Origin of the sequence: Sphingomonas sp. Leaf257, assembly GCF_001422185.1 — a bacterium.
Classification (GTDB): domain Bacteria; phylum Pseudomonadota; class Alphaproteobacteria; order Sphingomonadales; family Sphingomonadaceae; genus Sphingomonas; species Sphingomonas yabuuchiae.
Genome location: NZ_LMMH01000036.1, coordinates 68,193 through 88,346, shown reverse-complemented (window position 1 = coordinate 88,346; position 20,154 = coordinate 68,193). Strand labels below are relative to the sequence as shown.

The following is a 20,154-nucleotide window of genomic DNA, read 5'->3' as shown; positions in this document are numbered from 1 at the left end:
CGAAAAGGGATCATGCCTGACGTGAAGGATATCGAAGGGTTGCGCCGTGCCTACAGTTGCGCAGGCGTCACAAGTCGGTATTTTTGCGCCCCGTTCCACCTCAACGCCATGGCCGGACCATCGATGGACCATAACGACAGCGACGCGCCCGAGAGACGCAGGCTTGCGGCGTTGGATCGCTATGGCGTGATGGACACGCCGCGCGAGCCGACTTTCGACGAACTCGCCGCGCTGACTGCCAGGCTGTGCGATACGCCGATCGCGGTCGTGAACCTGGTCGGCGAAGGACGCCAGTTCTTCAAGGCGGAGGTCGGCCTGGGCGTGCGCGAGACGCCGCTGCACAGCTCCTTCTGCGCGCATGCCTTGCTGGAGGAGGATTTCCTCATCGTGCCCGACCTGCGCGAGGATGCGCGGTTCGCCTGCAATCCGCTGGTCACCGGGTCCCCGCATATCCGGGCCTATGCGGGCGCCTTGCTGAAGACCGGGGACGGATTGGCGATCGGCACGCTCTGCGTCCTCGACTATCGCCCGCGCGCATTCACCGATGTGCAGCAGGAAACGCTGCGCGTGCTGGCGCGACAGGTGATGGCGCAACTCGATCTGCGCCGCTCCGTCGAGGAACTCGACCGACAGAATGAGGCGCTGCGGGCCAGTGAGGAACGGATGCGTCTGATCCTCGACAGCGCGCGGGATTATGCGATCATCGCGACCGATACCCAGCGGCGGATCACCAGCTGGTCGGCGGGCGCGCAGGCGATCTTTGACTGGCGCGACGGGGATGCGCTCGGCCGCCCCATCGACGAGATTTTCGTGCCCCAGGACCGTGCCGAAGGCATTCCGGCCCGGCACATGGCCCGCGCCGCCGCGGAGGGTTGCGCGCCGGACCTTCGCTGGCATCGCAAGCCGGACGGGGCGCTCGTGCTGCTCAACGGCACGACCCATCCGATCAGGGACGGCGGCGACCGGATCATCGGCTATCTGAAGATCGGCCGGAACGAGACCGAGGACCGGGCGCGGGATGCCGAACTGGCCCGGGCGCGTGTCGAGCTGGTCGACAGCGAGGACCGGTTCCGCAACATGGCGGACCATGCGCCGGTCATGATGTGGATGACCGATGCGGACGGTGTCTGCACCTATCTCAACCGCCGCTGGTACGAATATACCGGTCAGACATGTGACGAAGCGCTGGGCTATGGCTGGCTCAACGCCACCCACCCCGACGACCGGGCCGAGGCGGAGCGTATCTTCGGCCAGGCCAATACGACGCATACCTCGTTCCGCATCGACTATCGCCTGCGCCGGGCGGACGGGTCCTATGGCTGGGCGATCGATGCCGCCTCGCCGCGTTTCGGCCCGGATGGCGAGTTTCTGGGCTATATCGGCTCGGTCATCGACATTGCCGACCGGCGCGCGGCCGAGGATGCCCTGCGTCACGCCAATGCCATGCTCGCGGCCGTCATGGAGGCGGTGCCCGGCGTCGTCTATGCCAAGGACAGCAGCGGCCGGATGCTCGCCGCCAATCGCGGTACGGTCGAACTGGTCGGCAAGCCGATCGAGGCGATCATCGGGCGGACCGACCTGGAATTCCTGGACGACCGGGCGCAGGCGGAAATCGTCATGGCCAATGACCGGCGGGTCATGACCGAAGGCCGGACCGAGGTGCTGGAGGAACAGGTCGACTTCCCGGACGGGACGCACGCGACATGGCTGTCGACCAAGGCGCCGTTCCGCGATGCGGCGGGCCATGTCGTCGGACTGGTCGGTTCGTCGATCGACATCACCGAGCGAAAGCGGGCCGAGCAAGCGCTGCAGCGGATGAACGAGACGCTGGAGGACGAGGTCGCCGAACGCACCGCCGAGCGCGACCGCATGTGGGATACCTCGCCCGACCTGATGCTGGTCATCGACTTTCACGGCGTCGTCCGGCGGGTCAATCCGGCGTGGACCAGCCTTCTGGGCTATGATCAGGCCGAACTGGTCGGCCGTCACGTCAACGAATTCGTCGTGTCCGAGGATCATGACGACACGGTCTATGCCTATGAGTTGGCGGCGAACGGCGGCAAGCCGGTGGTGCAGAACCGGTATCGCCACAAGGACGGCTCGATCCGCTGGATTTCCTGGAACGCAGCGCCTGCCGGCGACATGACCTATGCCACCGGCCGCGACGTGACCGCACAGAAGGAACAGGCGCTTGCGCTGGCACAGGCCGAGGAACAGCTCCGTCAGGCGCAGAAGATGGAGGCGGTGGGCCAGCTGACCGGCGGTCTAGCGCATGATTTCAATAATCTGCTGACGGCGGTGACGGGCGGGCTCGAACTGCTCGCCATGCGGATCGCCAAGGGGCAGCATGACCAGCTCGACCGCTACATCTCCATGGCGCAGAACGGGGCGCATCGGGCCGCCGCGCTGACCCAGCGGCTGCTCGCCTTTTCGCGACGACAGACGCTGGCGCCCAAGCCCACCGATGTCGACCGCCTGATCGCGGGGATGGAGGACATCATCGTCCGCACCATCGGTCCCGCCATAGAGGTGACGTTCGCCTCCGCGCCGGGCCTGTGGCCGATCCTGGTCGACGCGCCGCAGCTGGAAAGCGCGCTGCTGAACCTGTGCATCAACGCACGCGACGCCATGCCCGAGGGCGGCAAGCTGACCATCGAGACCGCCAACAAGACGCTCGACACCCGCGCAGCGGCGGCGCAGGACCTGCCCGCAGGCGATTATGTCTCGCTGTGCGTCACCGACACCGGCACCGGCATGACGCCCGAGGTGATGGAGCGCGTCTTCGACCCCTTCTTCACCACCAAGCCGATCGGCGAGGGCACCGGGCTGGGCCTGTCGATGATCTATGGTTTCGTCCGCCAGTCGGGCGGCCAGGTCCGCATCTATTCGGAAGTCGGCACTGGCACCACGATGCGGCTATACCTGCCCCGCCTGCCCGGTGAGCATGAACTGGCCGACCCGCACGAAACCTCCGCGAACCGGCACCGCGCGCATGAGGGGGAGACGGTCCTTCTGGTCGAGGATGAAAGCGCGATCCGCGATCTGGTCGGCGAAGTGCTGCGCGATGCCGGATACCGCGTGCTGACCGCCAGCAACGGCCCGATGGGCGTCTCGCTGCTGCAATCGGCCGAACGGATCGACCTGCTCGTCACCGATGTCGGCTTGCCCGGCGGATTGAACGGCCGTCAGGTCGCCGATGCGGGCCGGGCGGTTCGCCCTGCGCTCAAAATCCTGTTCGTCACCGGCTATGCCGCCAATGCCGCGGTCGGCGCAGGCCATCTGGATGAGGGCATGGAGGTACTGACCAAGCCGTTCAACATATTGGAACTGGAACGCCGCGTCGGCGAGATGCTGTCGGGCTGAAGCGCGCCCTGCCCCTATAGCCCGACCCGGTCGATCATCGTCGCGAGTTCGACCGGAAGCGCGGTCTCGCCCTTGGGGAGCAGCCGGTTGAGGGCCGTCTGCACCCGCTTGCGTGCGACCTGATACGCCTTGTGCCGGATCGAGCGGGTCGCATTCGTTCGCCAGGACGAACTCTCGCCGAGCAGCGCCTCCCACTTGGCCTCCTCCGCCTCCAGGATCGACAGCGCCAGCCGCAGGCCGTCGCGCCGCCCGCGTGCATAATCGTCGGATTTCTCTGCTTTCTCCATCACCCTGCACGCTGCCCCCGATCCGGGTCCGAGGCAAGTCGGCGGTCAGGCCCGGCGCGAACGCGGGCGCGGCACCAACCGGTCCAGCGCATCGGCATTGTCGCGGCCCCAGCCATACAGCAACTCGACCGGCTCGACGAAGCGCTGCCCCAGATCGCTCAGGCGATACTCGACCATCGGCGGCATGATGCTCTGGACATGGCGGGTCAGCAGCCCGCTACCCTCCATGTCGCGCAGCGTCTGGGTCAGCATCTTCTTCGAGATGCCCGGCAGGCTGCGCTGGAGGACGCCCGTCCGTGCGACGCCGCCATGGCGGGCGTGCAGCGTATGCAGCACCATGCTGGTCCATTTCGTCGCGAACAATTCCAGCACGCGGCGCGGGGCGCAGTCCTCCCGCCATTCCTCGTCGCGTGATCCCGGCTGCATATGGTTACCTTCTGGTGCCTGGGGGCCCAGATGGTGCCGTCTGGAAGTGCTGTCCACCCATACCTAGCTGAAATCCCTGATAACGGAGGCTTTTATGGCGAAGACGGCATTGGTGGTGGGCGCGAGCGGGATCGTCGGCAGCGCGACGACGGCGCTCCTGGTGGAACAGGGCTGGACCGTCCATGGCCTGGCCCGCCGACCGACCGAGCAGGCGGGCGTGCATCCGGTCGCCGCCGACCTTCAGGACCCGGACGCGACGGCGGCGGCGCTGCGTGACGTGAACCCCGATGCGGTCTTCATCACCACCTGGGCCCGGCAGGACAGCGAGGCGGAGAATATCCGCGTCAACGCCGCGATGGTGCGCAACCTGCTCGACGGACTGCGCGGGGGTACCGGCCCGCGCCATGTAGCCCTGGTCACCGGCCTCAAACATTATCTCGGGCCGTTCGAGGCCTATGGCAAGGGCACCCTGCCGCAGACGCCGTTCCGCGAGGAACAGGGTCGGCTGGACGTCGAGAATTTCTATTATGCGCAGGAGGACGAGGTGTTCGCCGCCGCCAAGCGCGACGGCTTCACCTGGAGCGTGCACCGCCCGCTTACCGTGATCGGGCTAGCGGTCGGCAATGCCATGAACATGGGCACGACACTGGCGGTCTATGCGACCTTGTGCCGTGAGACGGGGCGGCCCTTCACCTTCCCCGGCTCGGCCACGCAGTGGTCGGGGTTGACCGACATGACCGATGCGGGGCAGCTCGCCCGCCATCTCCTCTGGGCGACGGAGACCGAGGCGGCGCATGACGAGGCATTCAACGTCGTCAATGGCGATGTCTTCCGCTGGCAATGGATGTGGGGTCGCATCGCCGACTGGTTCGGCGTCGAGGCCGCACCGTTCGACGGCATCGTGCGGCCGCTGGAGCAGCAGATGGCGAACGATGCCGCATTATGGCGCGAGATCGCCATGCGCGAGGGACTGGCCGAACCCGATCTGAACCGCCTCGCCTCGCCCTGGCACACCGATGCCGATCTGGGCCGCCCGATCGAGGTGGTGACTGACATGTCCAAGAGCCGACGGCTGGGCTTTACCGGCTATCAGCCGACCGACGATGCGTTCTTTACGCTGTTCGAACGGCTCCGTGCCGACCGCCTGATCCCGTAAGCGAGGATATAAAAACAGCCATTGGACCCGGCAACGTCGAGGGATTCGCCACGCGAGTCGCGACCCTCGACAGGGTTGGCAAACGCCTCCCCCCTCCCTTCAAACGGTCTGCCGACGACAGGCGCAAAAATATTTTTGATTGGCCACCCGAGATTTGATGGATGCTATCGTCGCAGCCATTAACTATAATTTCATGATACCGCTATCATTGGTCGATACCGAGCCGTGGCGTAATTTTCAGCATGTTAGCGCCATTTAGACCAAATAGTAACCAATATGATACCAAGACCCATCGGTCTGGCGGAATCTATCGGACGTGATCCTCTCTCATGCAACGCGTCGAATTGTGACAGATTGATGTCACTCCAGTTTATATACTGTTAGAATTTTCCATGTGACCCGTGCCGATCTTGACCCAGGTCAATATCGGAAACGGGGAAATCATGCGGGCCACGATCAAATTCAAACTGGGTGCGACATTCGCGATAGTGCTCACATTGCTGTTGGGCATGGCGGCGCTTGCCGCGTCAAAATTGAGCGAAATGAACAGTGTCACGACCTAGATCGTCGCTGGCCCGGTGGCCCGATTGGACCGAGCCGAAACGCTGAACGAGCGCATCAGCTACGCGATCCGCATGGAAAAGAACCTCGCGCTGACGAACGACGACGAACAGATGCGGGTCTTTGACGGCGAGCTGATGCACGCTCGGTCCGACATAAAGGCGCTGGTTGAAACCGGCCTTGCGAATGCGACGCCTGCGGGCCGCCAGATCTGGACCGGGATCAGCGAGAGTTACACGGCTTGGCTGCCCGTCAACGATATGGTCCGCCGTCTCGGACTGGCCAATCGCAATGCGGAAGCTGGCGCATTGTCGATGACCAAGTCGCGCGAACTGGCCGTGCAGATCAGCCAGGGAACGCAGCAACTCGTGAAGAACGCCAAGGCCGACATGGAGGCCGCGCAGCAGAATGCCGACGCGATCTACGACAGTTCGCGCAACGCGCTGTTCGTCATCTCGGGCCTGGCGCTGGCGATCGCTCTGGCCGGTGCGGTCTGGATTGCGCGGATCGTGTCGCAGGGGCTGAAGAAAATCTCGGTCGCGATCGAGGCGGTGGCGATCGGCGATATCGAACAGGAAGTGTCGGTCGTCACCAATGACGAGATCAAGGACCTGGTCGACACGGTGAACCACATGACCGCCAATCTGCGCCAGAGCGCGCGGCTGGCCGATACCATCGCCGAGGGTGACCTGAGCATCGATCACCAGGCGCTGTCGGACAAGGACCTTTTGGGTCATGCCCTGATCCGCATGACCACCAACCTGCGCAAGTCGGCGGAACTGGCCGAAACGATTGCGGGCGGCGACCTGACCGTCAACCACCGGCCGCTGTCGGACCGGGACTCGCTGGGCCAGGCGCTGGTCATGATGGTCGAGCGACTGCGCGGTGTCGTCGGCGACGCCACGCTGGCCGCCAAGAATGTCGCCGCGGGCAGCCAGCAGCTGTCCTCGTCGTCGGAGCAGATGTCGCAGGGCGCCACCGAGCAGGCGGCGGCGGCCGAGGAAGCCTCCGCATCGATGGAGCAGATGGCGGCGAACATCAAACAGAATGCCGACAATGCCAGCCAGACCGAAAAGATCGCCCGCCAGTCCTCGCAGGATGCCGAGATCAGCGGCGCGGCGGTGCAGAAGGCCGTCGGCGCGATGCGCACCATCGCCGAGAAGATCGGCATCGTGCAGGAAATCGCGCGCCAGACCGACCTGCTGGCGCTGAACGCGGCGGTCGAGGCGGCCCGCGCGGGCGAGCATGGTCGCGGCTTTGCGGTGGTGGCCGCCGAGGTCCGCAAGCTGGCCGAACGGAGCCAGATTGCGGCGGGTGAGATCAGCGGCATGTCGTCCGACACGGTGGCGGCGGCGCAGCAGGCCGGGGAGATGCTCGGCTCGCTCGTCCCCGACATCCGCCGCACCGCCGAGCTGGTCGCCGAGATCAGCGCCGCGTGCCGCGAACAGGATATCGGCGCCACCCAGATCAACGCCGCGATCCAGCAGCTCGATCAGGTCACGCAGCAGAACGCGGCTGCCTCCGAGCAGATTTCCGCCACCTCGGAGGAACTCGCCAGCCAGGCCGAGGAACTGGAGGAGAATATCGCCTTCTTCCGCATCGACAACGGTACGGGCCGCGCAAGCCGCACGCCGGCCCCGGCACGGGCGACGACACCCGCCAAAAAGGCCAAGCCCGCCGCCCGGACGAACGTGGTCGCCGACCAGCAGGCCCGCATTCGCGGCTTCGCGCTGGATATGTCGACCGGCGGCCCGGACGGCGAAGACGCCGATTTCGGCCGCGCCGCCTGACCGGCGAGGGATATCCTGTAACGCGGGACCTCTCACCATCCTGCACGCGATCCCGGCGGAGGCCGGGATCCATTTGGGGAAGCGCTCGCAGCTCGATCGAGCCGTCCCGTCCCTGGACCCCGGCTACCGCCGGGACGGCGTGCAGGGGATGGCGAGCCATCACCAAGCAGGCCGAGCGCTCGCCCCCCTCACCCCGCCAGCAGGGTCCGTGCACATCCCTGCACATGATCGGCGATCAGCTTGAACGCCGCGCTCATCGGCGACTGGCGGCGCCAGGCGATGGCGATCGACCGATGCGCACGCCATCCCTGGACCGGCAGGATCTTCAATCCCGTTGCCCCGCCCACTTCCGATCGCAGATACAGGCTGGGCAACAGAGTCAGGCCCAGCCCGCTCGCGACCATCTGGTGCAGGCTTTCCAGGCTGGTGCCGTAATAATCCGGCGCGATGGTCATGCCATAATGGTCCGCGACCTCGGCCGCCTGCCGCGCCAGATGATGGCGCGGGTCCAGCGTCAGAAGCGGACTGCCGCTCAGCACCTCGCGATCCGCCTCGATGGCGGCATCGATCGGGTGGTCGAGCGCCGCGACCAGATGCAGCGGCTCGCGAAACAGGGGTTCGACGGTCAGGTCTTCGCCGGTCATGGGCAACGGGCCGAGCAGCACGTCGATATCGCCGCGCGACAGCTCGCGCACCTGTTCGTCGGGTATCCCCTCGCGCACATGCAGACGCAGGCGCGGGGCCATGCGGTGCAGTTCGGCGATGATCGGCGAGAGAAGATACGGCCCCAGCGTCGGCGTGGTCCCCAGCTTCAGCGTGCCGGTCAGGCTGTCGGTCGAGCCCGCTGCCAGCGCCACGATATCGCTGGCGTCGCTCAACATGCGCCGCGCGGTCGCCACGATGCTGCGCCCGACCGGCGTCAGGATCGCGCCCGTCGCGCTCCGCTCCAGTAGCTTGGCGCCCAACCGCTCCTCCAGCGTACGAACCTGCTGGCTGAGCGTCGGTTGCGAGACATTGGCGACCCGTGCCGCCAGCGCGAAGGAGCCCGTGTCCGCGATGGTGACCAGATATTCGAGCTGACGCAGGGTGAGCATAGGGCCCTATAGCGGCTTTCTATACCCCGGACACGGCAATTCCGATTGGCCACGACCATGATATGTCGTTACACCGACTTCACTAGGATCAGGCCGAAGCGTAACTTTCATGGAGGGGAACATGAAGGTGTCGCGGAGTGACGGTGGCCGTCGGCTGCCCGCTCCGGCTTGGCCAAGATACGGAAAAAGGGGCGCGTTTTGGCGGGACAGCGATTGGGTTTTCGGGATGCGGTGGGCTGGCTGTCGCAGATCATAGGCCCCGATTCGGCTTATGTCCGCCTTGGCATCGTCTATACCATCGCGATCAGCCTGTTGGCACTGGCGACGCCCATCTCGGTCCAGTTGCTGATCAACAGCGTCGCCAATACCGCCATGCCCGCCCCGCTCTGGGCGCTGTCGGGCGTGTTGCTGATGCTGTTGCTGATGGTCGCCGGGCTCAGCGCACTCCGGGTGTGGATCATGGCCGCGTTCGAGCGTCGCCTGTTCTCGCGCGTGGTCGCCGAGGTCACGATACGTGCGGTCCATGCACAGGACCCCTTCTTCGCCGATGGCAATCGCGGCGACCTGTTCAACCGCTATTTCGATCTGGTCGTCGTCCAGAAATCGGTGCCCAGCCTGGTCATCGGCGCCTTCACCATCGTGTTGCAGGCGGTGATCGGGCTCAGCATCACCAGCTTCTACCACCCGGTCTTCCTTGCCTTCAACGCGGTGCTGGTCACGGCGATCCTGGTCGTCTGGCTGCTCTGGCGGCGCGGCGCGATCAGCGGCGCGGTGGCGCTCAGCCATGCCAAGCACAATGCCGCGCGCTGGCTGGAGAGCGTCGGCGGGTCCAACGGCTTCTACAAGTCGCTCCGTCATCTCGACTTCGCGATGAACCGGTCGGAGGCGATGACGGCGAACTATGTCAACACGCATCGCCGCTATTTCCGCTATCAATTCGCGCAGACTATCGCCTTCCTGCTGATCTATGCCTTTGCCAGCGCGGGCCTGTTGCTGCTGGGCGGCATGTTGATCCTGCGCGGGCAGCTCTCGCTGGGCCAGCTGGTCGCGGCCGAGTTGATCCTGTCGGGTGTGTTCTACGGCATCTCGCAGCTCGGCACCTATCTCGACACCTTCTACGATCTGGTCGCCAGCTCGGAAGAGCTGTCGCTGCTCTTCGCCATTCCGCAGGAGCCGATGGTGCGCGGCGACAATGGCCCGCGCGATGGGTCGGTCAAGCTGACCGACGTGGCGTTCAACGATGCGCGCTACAATCTGACGCTGGCGGCTGGGGAACAGCTGGTGACGGTGGCCGAGCCGGGGGCCGAGCGCACGCTGGCGATGCTGCTCAAGCGCCATGCCTTGCCCGATCGCGGCCTGGTGCGGATCGGCAATGCCGATCTGGGCTCGTTCGATATGTATCGCCTCCGCTCGGAGGTGACGGTGCTCGACCGCTCGACCATCGTCGAGGTCACGATCCGCGAATATCTCCGCCTCGCCTCGGGTGAACTTGCCGAAAAGGCGATGGAGGCGCTGGCGCTGGTCGGGTTGGAACGCCGTCTGGCCAGCTTGCCGCAGGGGCTGGACACGCCGCTGGGTTCGACCGGCTATCCGCTGAGCGTCGGCGAAACCATGGCCCTGAAGCTCGCCAATGCGCTGCTGGTCGGCCCCAAGCTGCTGCTGCTCGGGCAACTTTACGACCTGTTGCCGCCCGAACGGCTGCGTGCCGCGCTACACCTGTTACGGGCGCATGGCACGACCGTGCTGCTGTGCACCGGCCGCCCCGAGGACATGGAACTCGACGGCTATCTCTATCTCGGTCTGACCGAGCAGCGTCGCTTCGACCAGCTTGCCGACCTCCAGAACGCTTATCGCCGGGAGGACGCCGATGTCGCCTGATCAGCTCGCGCATTTCCGCACCCTCTCGTCGCTGCGCCCGCCACGGGTCACGGTCGCCATCGCCTGGATCCTGACGGTCGGCATCGCGGCGGTCATCTTCATCCTGTTCTTCGTGCCGTGGTTGCAGACCGCGCAAGGGCGCGGCCAAGTCGTCTCGCTCGATCCCACCGACCGCGCGCAGGACGTGACCGCTCTGGTGCCCGGCCGCGTCGAGCGCTGGTATGTCCATGACGGCCAGCATGTGAAGCGCGGCGATCCGATCGCGCGGATCATCGACCTCGACCCCAATCTGCTGTCCCGCCTCGCCGCCGAACGCGCCCAGGTGGAGGCCGAGATCGCCTCGGTCCGCCAGTCGCAGGCGGTCGCCCAGATCGACGTCAGCCGCACGCGCCAGCTCTATGCGGAAGGCCTCGCCTCCCGCCGCGATTATGAACAGGCGCAGATCAAGGTGGCGGACTCCGGCGCCAAGCTGGCGGAGTCGCGTGCCAAGCTGAACCGCATCGACGTGCAGCTGAACCGCCAGTCGGCGCAGCTGGTCCGCGCCCCGCGCGACGGCCGTATCCAGAACCTGAACGCCGCGGCGGGCGGTGCCTATGTCTCGGCGGGCACCGCGCTGGCGGTGGTCGCGCCGGAAGAGGTGCAGCGCGCGGTCGAGCTGCTGATCGACGGTCGCGACGTGCCACTGCTCCGCCCCGGTCGCCCGGTGCGTCTGGAATTCGAGGGCTGGCCCGCGATCCAATTCAGCGGCTGGCCCTCGGTCGCCTACGGCTTTTTCGACGGCCGCGTCCGCACGATCGATCCCAATGCCAATGCGCAAGGGCTGTTCCGCATCCTGGTCGAGCCCGCGCCCGGCAAGCCCGCCTGGCCCGAGCGCCGCTTCGTTCGGCTGGGCGGCAAGGTGCAGGGCTGGGTTCAGGGAGAGACGGTCACGGTCGGTTACGAACTGTGGCGTCAGCTGAACGACTTCCCGCTCGAATTCGGCCAGACGGTGAACGACAAGCAGGACGACAAGGGCGCGAAGGACGACGACAAGAAGATCGCGGCCAAGGCGGGCAAGCCGAAATGATGCGCTCGCTGCTGCTGATCTCTGCGCTCGCCCTCCCTGTCCTGTCGGCACCCGTCATGGCCCAGCGGATCGAGGCGATCCCCGCGCCCGCGCCTGTGTCCCGCACGGGGCCGTTGACGCTGGACGAGGTGCTGCGCTCCTCCGCCCGCGCCGCGCCGCAGATCATCGAAGCGCTGGCCAAGATCCGCTCGGCGGAAGGCAAGGCGATCACCGCCGACGGCGCGTTCGACACGGTATTCGAGGCCGAGGGCCGCTCCCGCACGCTCGGCTATTATGACGGCACCGTCGCCTCGGCGAGCGCGAACCGGCCGCTGAGCAACAATGGCGGTTACGTCTATGGCAGCTACCGGGTCAGTCGCGGCACTTTTCCGGTCTATGAGGACCAGAATTACACCAACCGTCTGGGCGAGGTGAAGGTCGGCGCGCTCTATTCGCTGTTGCGCGACCGGCTGGTCGACGAGCGTCGCACTCGCCGCACCCTGGCGTCGGGCGATATCGACATCGCCAGGTTCGAGCGCGAGGCCGTGGCGATCGGCGTGCAGCGGCGTGCGGTCGATGCCTATCAGAACTGGGTCGCGGCGGGCCTGCGCCTGCGGGCCTATCGCGAGCTGCTGGACCTCTCGCTCAACCGGCGGGGCGGCCTCGCCCGGCAGGTCGAGCTGGGCGCGCGTCCGGATATCCTGCTGGCGGAGAACGACCAGAATGTCGTCCGCCGCCGGGCGCTGGTCGTGCGGGCCGAGGGGGATTTCCAGGCCGCCGCCAATGCCCTGTCGCTCTATTACCGCGATGCCGAAGGCGATCCGGTGCAGGTCGGGCCAGAGCGCCTGCCCGGCGGGGCCGAGGCGCTGTCCGGCGTCGCGGTGGCGGCGCGCCAGAATTTCGAACAGCGCCGCCCCGATCTCCAGGTGCTGCTGGCGCGGATCGACCAGGGTTCGGCGCGCCTGGCCCTGGCGCAGAACGACCTGCGCCCCCGCTTCGACCTGCGCGGCGAGATGGGCAAGGATGTCGGTCCCATCGGCCTGGGCGGCCCCAATCGCACGCCATTGGAGGCGGCGGTCGGCTTTCGCTTCTCGATGCCGCTCCAGAACCGCGCGGCGAAGGGTCGCATGGTCGAGGCACAGGCCGAGATGGACGCATTGTCGGCGCGCAGCCGCTTCCTGCGCGACCAGATCGCGGTCGAGGTCGAGGGGATTACCATCGGCGTCGATGCCGCCGAAAAGCTCGCGACCATCGCCGAGCAGGAACGCCAATTGGCCGAACGGCTCGCGGCGGCCGAGCGGCGGCGGTTCGAACTGGGGTCGAGCGACTTCTTCCTGGTCAACCAGCGCGAGGAAACCGCGAACGACGCGCGTGTCCGCCTGATCGACGCGCAGGCCCGGATCGCGGCCGCCCGCGCCGAACTAGCCGCCGCCACCGCCGACCGCGCGGCGCTGGGGCTGGAGCCCTGAACGGGCGGCTGAGCGAGGATCTAGACCGTGATGACATTGCGTTGAACCAAGCCGAGCCCCTCCCCTTCAGGAGCATCAGGCAAACCGCGCCCCGCGCGGTTCAGATCAGGCTGGGAGCCTGATCGACCTGGTGCTGGGTTGGGGTGGGGCCTCGCCACAGGCGGCGTACTTGCGGAGGCGCCCCACCCCCTGCCCTCCCCTGAAGGGGAGGGGTGAACCCATCTCAAATCATCCCGCTCTACACCCGATCCGCCAACGGGGCATTGCCGGCGGGAACGACCGGCGCCCCCTCGGTGATCGGCGCGAGCGCGACGGGGTGGCCATAGAGATAGCCCTGCCCCAGCCGACAGCCGAGCTGGCGCAGACGCTCGGCCTGCCATTCGCTCTCGATCCCTTCGGCGATCACGACCTTGCCCAGGCCGATCCCCAGGCCCACGATCGCGCTGACGATCGGGAAGGTGCCGCCATCGGTTTCGTCGAACCCGGCGACGAAGGACTGGTCGATCTTGATCCGGTCCACCGGCAAGTCGCGCAGATGGACCAGCGAGGCATAGCCGGTGCCGAAATCGTCCAGCGCGATGCACACACCCGCGTCGTGCAGCGTGCGCAGGCTGGACAGGATGCTGTCGGCGCCGCGGTCGAGCATCACACCCTCGGTCACCTCGACGCACAGCCGCGATGGCGCGACGCCATAATGCGCCAGCCGTTCCAGCACGGTGCGCGCCGAACGCGGCCCGCCAAGCTGCGCCGAGGTGAAGTTGACGCACACCACGCCCAGCGCCTCGCCGCGATCGCGCAGCGCGATCAATGCCAGTTCGAGGACATGATCCTGGATGCGCAGGCCGATCCGCTCGGCGACCAGCACATCGGCGAAGCGGTCCGGGGTCATCAGCCCGTGGACCGGATGGTCCCAGCGTAGCAGCGCCTCATGACCGCACACCGTTTCGGTCTCCAGCGAGACGATGGGTTGAAGGTATAGGACGAACTCGCCCTGATCCAGCGCCTGCTCGGCCTCCCCGGCAAAGGCGACCTGAAGTTCGCGCAGGCTGCTTTGCAGTGGATCATATCGGACATAGCGCGCGCGGCCCAGCCGCTTGGCGGTATAGAGCGCCAGATCGGCATTGTGGTACAGCAGGTCGAGCGCCTGGGCATCGTCCGGGTAGCGTGCCGACCCGATGCTGAGCGACATGGTCCGGCTGCGATCGCGGCCATGCCATTGCTCGCCCTGGATGCCGGCGATGCGTTCGGCCAGGGCGGCCTCGTCATGCAGCGAGCCGGGGCACAGGATCGCGAACTCGTCGCCGCCGATGCGCGACACCCGCACATCCGCCATCGAGCGTACGACGCCGCCCAGCGCGGTGCCGACATGGCAGAGCAGCATGTCGCCGCTGGCATGGCCCAGCCGGTCGTTGACGTCCTTCAGATAATCGACGTCGATCAGGAACAGACTGAACGGAATGGACGCCTTCATCAGGGCATTGGCCTGCTGCTGAAAGGCGGCGCGGTTGCCCAGGCCGGTCAGGAAGTCGGTATGCGCGGCCAGCCGCAGCGTCTTGGTCTCCGCCATGTCGATCTCGCGCCGCTGCCGCGACTCGTCGAGTTCGCGGCGGATGCGGCGGAAACGGTCGGCGATCGCGAGCGACAGGACCAGCGCCTCGAACGCCAGCGCCAGGAAGGTTGCCATGTCCACCGCGTCATTCTGCCGCACGAAACCCAGATTACGCGCCAGCCGCAGGACGAACAGCGTGATGACCGGGCTCCATCCGATCATGTAGAACCAGACGACCCGGCTGCCCCGCCGCGCTGCCACGACGCAGGACCAGGCGATCAGCGCCGATGTCGCGGCGATGTCGTAGTTGAGCAGCCGGTCGGTGAGCACCGGGGGAAACCAGGTATCGGCGGCGGCCAGCGCGCCGAACACCGCCCCCCCGATCGCCAGCCAGCGTCCCGCCCGGATCACGCCGGGGGACAGCACCCCGTCCTCGATGACCGAGAAGAAGAACATGTTGCACGCCGCGACCATCAGACCGACGAGCACGAACCAGATCCGCACCGCGATCGGACCGACCAGCCACGGCACGAGCAGCGCCGCCGTGTTGGTCCAGATCAGGCCATAGACCAGCGCAACCGCCACCCAGAGCAGATACCAGCGCTGAAAGGCGGGCCGCCGCCCGGCATGGATCACCAGATTGTAGAGAAAGGCCGACAACAGGGTCCCGGCGAACAGACCGGTCAGCACCAGCCAGCCGACATCCGCACCGTTCATCCTGCTGCCCGGCCGCGCGACGACCTTGCGCATCAGCGACAGGTCGTCGATCTGCCGGAAGCCGACATAAAGCTTGCCCACGTCGCGCCCCGGTGGCCCGACCACGAACTTCAGGAGGCCGCCGGGCGTCCAATGGCCCCGCAATTCATCATAGGACAGCACCCGACGCGTCGCCCTGCCGTCATGCGTGACGACCAGCAGGCCGAGGCGGTCGAACCGGGTCTGGTCGATCAACAGATCCCAATAGGGGGGCAAGCTGCCCAATCGGGACGTGTCCAGCCGCAACCACAGCCAGTCCGCCCCCCGCGTCGGGGCCTCCGCGCCGCAGCGATAGGGTGCCTCGACGATCCCGGCGTCGCTGGTGCCGTCCGGCAGCGCGGCGCTGCAGACGGTCGGATACAGATCGACCGCCTTGGCGGAGGCTGCACCCGGCGTCATCGCGGCCAGCAGCAGCAGCCATAAAAGGCCCCATGCCCTGACGTCCCAAACCCGCTTCGCGGCCTTCATGCCGACCCGTCCCCAACCCGCATTAATGTGACGGAAACAAGACGGCCAATCCCGCAGAGCGCCCCCGCTCCCGCCGCTTTCCCCACTTGCGCCCTGACCGCCTTTTTAAGCTTTCGTCAATCTCCGTATTTCAGGCCCTTGAACTACGGTGACTTTTTTCTGGACAATCGCAGGATCGGCCGGATCGCGGGGCTGAAATATCGCTTTTCCCATTTCGGACCGCGCCTTCTCTGGCGGCAGGCACAGGCTTTGGGCATGGAAGGGCCATGACGCTGTTCCATCGGATCGCCCGGTCGCTCCCCGCCTCCCTGTCGCTGCTCGTCGCGGCCTGTTCGCCGCTGGCGACCTTCGACCATCTGGTGCCCAAGGATGGCGGCGGCAGGCGGGTGGCCGAGGCGCTGGCCTATGGTTCCGATGCACGTCAGCGGCTCGACATCTACGCCCCGCGCAGTGCGGGAGCGGGTGACCGACCGGTGGTGGTCTTCTTCTATGGCGGCAGCTGGAACAGCGGGACGCGCAGCGGCTATGCCTTTGTCGGGCGGGCATTGGCGGCGCAGGGCTTTGTCGTGGTGATCCCCGATTACCGGCTGGTGCCCGCCATCCGCTATCCTGCCTTTGTCGAGGACGGCGCGGCGGCGGTGCGCTGGACGAAGGGCCATATCGCCGGGTTCGGCGGCGATCCCGCGAAGCTGGTGCTGATGGGGCATTCGGCGGGTGCCTATATCGCCGCGATGCTGGCGGTCGACGATCGCTGGCTGGGCCGTGACCGACAGGCGGTACGCGGACTGGTCGGGCTGGCGGGTCCCTATGACTTCGCGCCCTTCGACGTGGATGTCAGCCAAGCGGCCTTCGGGGCCTGGCCGCGCCCGGAGGAAACCCAGCCGGTCCACTGGGCCGGTGCGGGCGATCCGCCTTCGCTGCTACTGGTCGGCGCCGAGGACAAGACGGTCCTGCCGCGCAACAGCGAGGCGCTGGCCGCCCGGCTGCGTGCGGGCGGCGTGCCGGTGACGCTGCGCGCCTATCCCAAGCTCGGCCATGTCGGGATGATTCTGTCGATCGCCCGCCCCTTTCGCGGCCGGGCCCCGGTGGTGGCCGATGTCGCTGCCTTCGTCCGGCAGGTGACGCGCTAACGTTTGTCGGGGATCAGCCAGGTCTCAGCGACCTGCTTGCCGCGCCCGCTGCCGCCCATGCCCGGCGGGCGGGTCCAGGCGAGGTCCAGCGTACCGCCCGCCGTCGCCTCGCGCGGGATCGCGACCGTGACCTGGCTGGGGTTGGCGGTACGGACGAAATGCTCCTGCAACACCGTCGTCCCGTTCGCGACCAGCCGCATCGGCAGCGTATAGTCCTCCCCCGCATAGGTGATCGTCAGGCTGTAACCCCGGCGGGGGTCGAGCCCGTCATAATGCAGCCGCAGCGGGCTGTCGTAGAGCGTCTCGGCATAGTCGAGTTCGCCCGGCCACCAGCCGTCCGCCGGGGTCCGGTCGGCGATGCCGTCGATGGCGGTGGTGAAGAATTGCGGATCGGCCTGGAAACCGGGCCCGCGCACCAGATGCGGCTCGGCATCCGGGCGGCCCAGATCGTCATAGAGTGCGCCCTCCGCCCGGCGGCTCCGGTCGGGGATCGGCCAGCCCCTGGCCATCTGCGCCTCGATCCAGGCGCGGCCGGTCAGGTCGACATCGGCGCGGTCGAGATTGGCGCCCCGCTCGATATTCGACGCGCCGTAGCGCTTGACGCTGAGTTGCAGTCGCGCCGCCTGCCACAGCCGTTCGGCCAGTGCGTTCAGCCGGTCGAGCAATGCGGCGACCTCGGGTCCGTCGCCCGTCGCCAGGATGGCACGCGCGCGTTCGAGATCGGGTGCGGCCAGGGCTGCCGCTCGCCGCGCACGGGCGGCGATGGTGCGGCGGCGGACCAGCGCGTCATACACCGCACGATAGCGCAGCGAGTCGATCCGCCAGTCGGCAAAGGTGGCGGGCCGGACCTGATCGGCGAGGCGCAACGTGGCGTCGATCGTGGTATTGGTGGCAGGGTCACCGACCCAATTGGCTTCCAGCGCCGCCGGAAGTGCTGCCGCCCGGTCATCGCCGATGAACACCCGCGCATAGTCTTTCGCAAAGGCGCGCGTGTCGGTCTTCGGGTCCCAACCCAGACGAAACCAGAGGAACTGGTTGAAATCGTCATTCACCCCCTCGGAATAGGTGATGAACCCCGCAGTCAGGGGCGCGAAGCGGGCGAAGATATGCGCATAGGCGGCGGGGCGCGGATTGATTGGCTCGCGCCCCTCGGTCAGTGCGAATTCGGGCCACCAACGCGGCACCGGAAACTGCGCATGCATGGTGTGCGCAATGTCGGGATAGAGGATCAGCGGATAGCGCGCCGGTATCCGAGCCCGCTCGACCGATAGCGGATCGCGCGTCTGCGGACCGACGAAGACGCCGGTCAGCCAGTCGGGCTGTTTGTCCAGTTCGCGGTAGAACGCCTCGAACCCCGCCGCGTCGAATCCTTGCGACGAGATATAGACGGGCGCCGTGGGACGGCGCGCGCGAAGCAATGCCGCCTGTTGCGCCACGAGCGGAAACAACCGCGCGGGCGGCGTATGCCCGGGATCGCCGCCGGGCACATAGAGCGCATCGACATAGGGCAGATCGGCCAGCACCCGCCGGAACGCCGCGACCTCGACCGCCACCGCGCCGGGTTTGTCGTAATCGCCAAGCTCGGGATAATAGAGCGCGACATCCAGTCCCAGCCGGTGGGTGATGCGGGAAATCCCCGCCAGCGTCTCGCGCGGCGGGGCGGGGAAAAGCGGCCCGGTCGCATCATCGTCGGACACCGGCGCGATGATCTGCACCCCGCTGGCCCCCCAGAGGGCGAAATCCTCGATCCGCCGCTGAAACATAGGCAGGGTCCAGGCATCGTAGCTGTTGTTCTTGGGGCGATAGCCGATCTGGGTCAGCCGCGTGGCATAAGCAGGCCGCTCGTCGACCGGTCCCCTCACGGTCAGCCGTGCGGTCCCGCCCGCAACATCGAGATGGCGCAGCACCCAGCCCGCGCCATAGACCAGTCCCCGCGTGTCTTCGGCGGTGACGACCGTCACCGGCCCCACCCGCCGGATCGCAAAGCCTTCGCGGCCCAGCTTGGCGGGTGCGCGCCACCGGCTCCGCAGCGCGACGGGAAGCGCCGCCGCCACCGCCCCCGATGGCGCGACCAGCACCCGGACGTCGCCGCACCGCACGACCCGCTCGGCGATCCGGCGGTTCAGCAGATCCGCCGCAACGTCCCCCCCTGCCCCGGCCGTCGCGCAGGATGCCGCCAGTGCAGTGGCAACGAAGATCATGCCGCCACACCAGGGGCGGAAAGGGACGGGGTATGATTCAAGATCGGCTCCATGGTTTCGCCTTGGTCTATGGTCGATCCACGTCGCTTTCCATAGGCCTTCCCCTTTAGTCGCGCCGCAGCGCCCAGGCGGACGTGGCGGGGCTGGCCGCCAACATGTTGCCATGATTGATCCACGCCGCCCCGCCCTCTCGCTGGATCACCGCCAGCGCTTGCGGGTGCAGCGCGCGTTCGACCAGCTGGCGGTTGTCGCGCGGAATGACGATATCGGAGCGCTGTTCCAGCAGAGGCGCAGCGTCGCCTCCAGCTGCACCAGGTTCGGATAGACATTGCCCAGCCCGTGCCGCTCGCGCCGCCCCCCTTGCACCTGCGGGGACGGTCCGTCGGCCGTACTTGATCAGATTGGGGATATAGCGGTTCCCCCGCACCCGCAGGGATGGTCCCTCGCCGGGAACGCATGTCGCCAATTGAATGGAATTTCCACCGCACCTACGGATGGTCCTAAGCCCGACCATCGGGGGCGGGAAATGGCCGTCTTTGGCTTGAAGGACCGCAAGATCACCGAAGCATCTTTCGTCTCATCAGATATCGCCAAAGACCACGCGTTCTCGGGGAAGTTGATCGCGGCTTACGGTTTCCAGGACTGCCCTGCCAGCCGCTCCAAGGCTTTCCGACGGGCGGCGGGATCGAGGCGGGACAACATGCGTCGCTCGCGGTTCGACAAGCTGCGCGCCTGCCAGCCATAGTCCGCCATGCACCCCTCGATCGTATCTCCGGGCACCCGGCCCGGCGTTCCATTGTCGAGCAGCGCCGCCCCATCCGGGCGCTCACCACCCGCCGCTGGGCCGGTGGTGATGATGCGGCACCGCCGGAGATCGGCTTCGACCTGCGCCGGTGTCGCACCCGGCCGGCGATAAACGACCAGCGGCACCGGATCGACCATCGCCAGCAGGGCCGCCATCACCACCATGACGACCCCGCC

At 67.0% G+C, this 20,154-nt stretch carries 14 protein-coding genes; 7 read left to right on the top strand and 7 right to left on the bottom strand.

The features are described 5' to 3' along the window. Nucleotides 1-12 precede the first annotated feature (12 nt). Nucleotides 13-3,363, top strand: coding sequence for a PAS domain S-box protein (locus ASF14_RS19355; protein ID WP_082442354.1), 3,351 nt, complete (start codon nt 13-15; stop codon nt 3,361-3,363). Nucleotides 3,364-3,377: 14 nt separating this feature from the next. On the opposite strand, the gene ASF14_RS19350 is transcribed toward ASF14_RS19355, so the two are convergent. Further along, nucleotides 3,378-3,650, bottom strand: a complete 273-nt coding sequence (locus tag ASF14_RS19350) for a hypothetical protein (protein ID WP_056439199.1) — start codon at nt 3,648-3,650, stop codon at nt 3,378-3,380. A gap of 45 nt (nt 3,651-3,695) precedes the next feature. Beyond that, nucleotides 3,696-4,076, bottom strand: a complete 381-nt coding sequence (locus tag ASF14_RS19345; protein WP_056439196.1) for a winged helix-turn-helix transcriptional regulator — start codon at nt 4,074-4,076, stop codon at nt 3,696-3,698. A gap of 94 nt (nt 4,077-4,170) precedes the next feature. On the opposite strand from ASF14_RS19345, the gene ASF14_RS19340 reads away from it, so the two are divergent. Continuing rightward, nucleotides 4,171-5,232, top strand: a complete 1,062-nt coding sequence (locus ASF14_RS19340; RefSeq protein ID WP_056439193.1) for an SDR family oxidoreductase — start codon at nt 4,171-4,173, stop codon at nt 5,230-5,232. 587 nt (nt 5,233-5,819) lie between these two features. After that, entirely contained in the window at nt 5,820-7,583 is a 1,764-nt protein-coding gene (locus ASF14_RS19335) for a methyl-accepting chemotaxis protein (protein WP_443025847.1), read from the top strand. Nucleotides 7,584-7,771: 188 nt separating this feature from the next. Here the strand turns inward: ASF14_RS19335 and ASF14_RS19330 are convergent, their stop codons facing one another. Next, nucleotides 7,772-8,677 (bottom strand): hydrogen peroxide-inducible genes activator, encoded by a 906-nt coding sequence (locus ASF14_RS19330; RefSeq protein ID WP_056439190.1) that lies wholly within the window; start codon nt 8,675-8,677, stop codon nt 7,772-7,774. A 198-nt stretch (nt 8,678-8,875) separates the two neighbouring features. On the opposite strand from ASF14_RS19330, the gene ASF14_RS19325 reads away from it, so the two are divergent. From ASF14_RS19325 to ASF14_RS22380, 3 genes are read left to right on the top strand one after another with little or no spacing between them, the layout of a single operon-like run. After that, nucleotides 8,876-10,555 carry an ATP-binding cassette domain-containing protein gene (locus ASF14_RS19325; RefSeq protein ID WP_056439187.1) on the top strand — a complete coding sequence of 560 codons (1,680 nt, stop codon included), beginning with the start codon at nt 8,876-8,878 and terminating at the stop codon, nt 10,553-10,555. Then, nucleotides 10,545-11,621, top strand: a complete 1,077-nt coding sequence (locus ASF14_RS19320) for an efflux RND transporter periplasmic adaptor subunit (protein ID WP_056439184.1) — start codon at nt 10,545-10,547, stop codon at nt 11,619-11,621. Before ASF14_RS19325 ends, ASF14_RS19320 begins: the two co-directional genes overlap by 11 nt. Next, nucleotides 11,618-13,069: a TolC family protein gene (locus ASF14_RS22380; RefSeq protein ID WP_156361322.1), complete on the top strand. Its 1,452-nt coding sequence runs from the start codon at nt 11,618-11,620 to the stop codon at nt 13,067-13,069. The genes ASF14_RS19320 and ASF14_RS22380 overlap by 4 nt, the downstream gene beginning before the upstream one ends. A 238-nt stretch (nt 13,070-13,307) precedes the next feature. Here the strand turns inward: ASF14_RS22380 and ASF14_RS19310 are convergent, their stop codons facing one another. After that, nucleotides 13,308-15,842, bottom strand: a complete 2,535-nt coding sequence (locus ASF14_RS19310) for a putative bifunctional diguanylate cyclase/phosphodiesterase (RefSeq protein ID WP_082442353.1) — start codon at nt 15,840-15,842, stop codon at nt 13,308-13,310. Nucleotides 15,843-16,108: 266 nt separating this feature from the next. On the opposite strand from ASF14_RS19310, the gene ASF14_RS19305 reads away from it, so the two are divergent. Then, nucleotides 16,109-16,972, top strand: a complete 864-nt coding sequence (locus tag ASF14_RS19305) for an alpha/beta hydrolase (protein WP_056439181.1) — start codon at nt 16,109-16,111, stop codon at nt 16,970-16,972. Here the strand turns inward: ASF14_RS19305 and ASF14_RS19300 are convergent. The 3 genes from ASF14_RS19300 to ASF14_RS19290 form a co-directional block, all read right to left on the bottom strand. Continuing rightward, on the bottom strand, nt 16,969-19,173 hold the full coding sequence (locus ASF14_RS19300; RefSeq protein WP_056439178.1) for a hypothetical protein: 2,205 nt from the start codon (nt 19,171-19,173) through the stop codon (nt 16,969-16,971). The genes ASF14_RS19305 and ASF14_RS19300 overlap by 4 nt on opposite strands. Nucleotides 19,174-19,279: 106 nt before the next feature. Further along, on the bottom strand, nt 19,280-19,600 hold the full coding sequence (locus tag ASF14_RS19295) for a hypothetical protein (protein WP_056439174.1): 321 nt from the start codon (nt 19,598-19,600) through the stop codon (nt 19,280-19,282). Between the two features lie 200 nt (nt 19,601-19,800). Further along, a complete protein-coding gene (locus ASF14_RS19290) occupies nt 19,801-20,142 on the bottom strand; it encodes a hypothetical protein (protein WP_056439171.1) in 342 nt (113 codons plus the stop codon). Nucleotides 20,143-20,154: the final 12 nt, after the last annotated feature.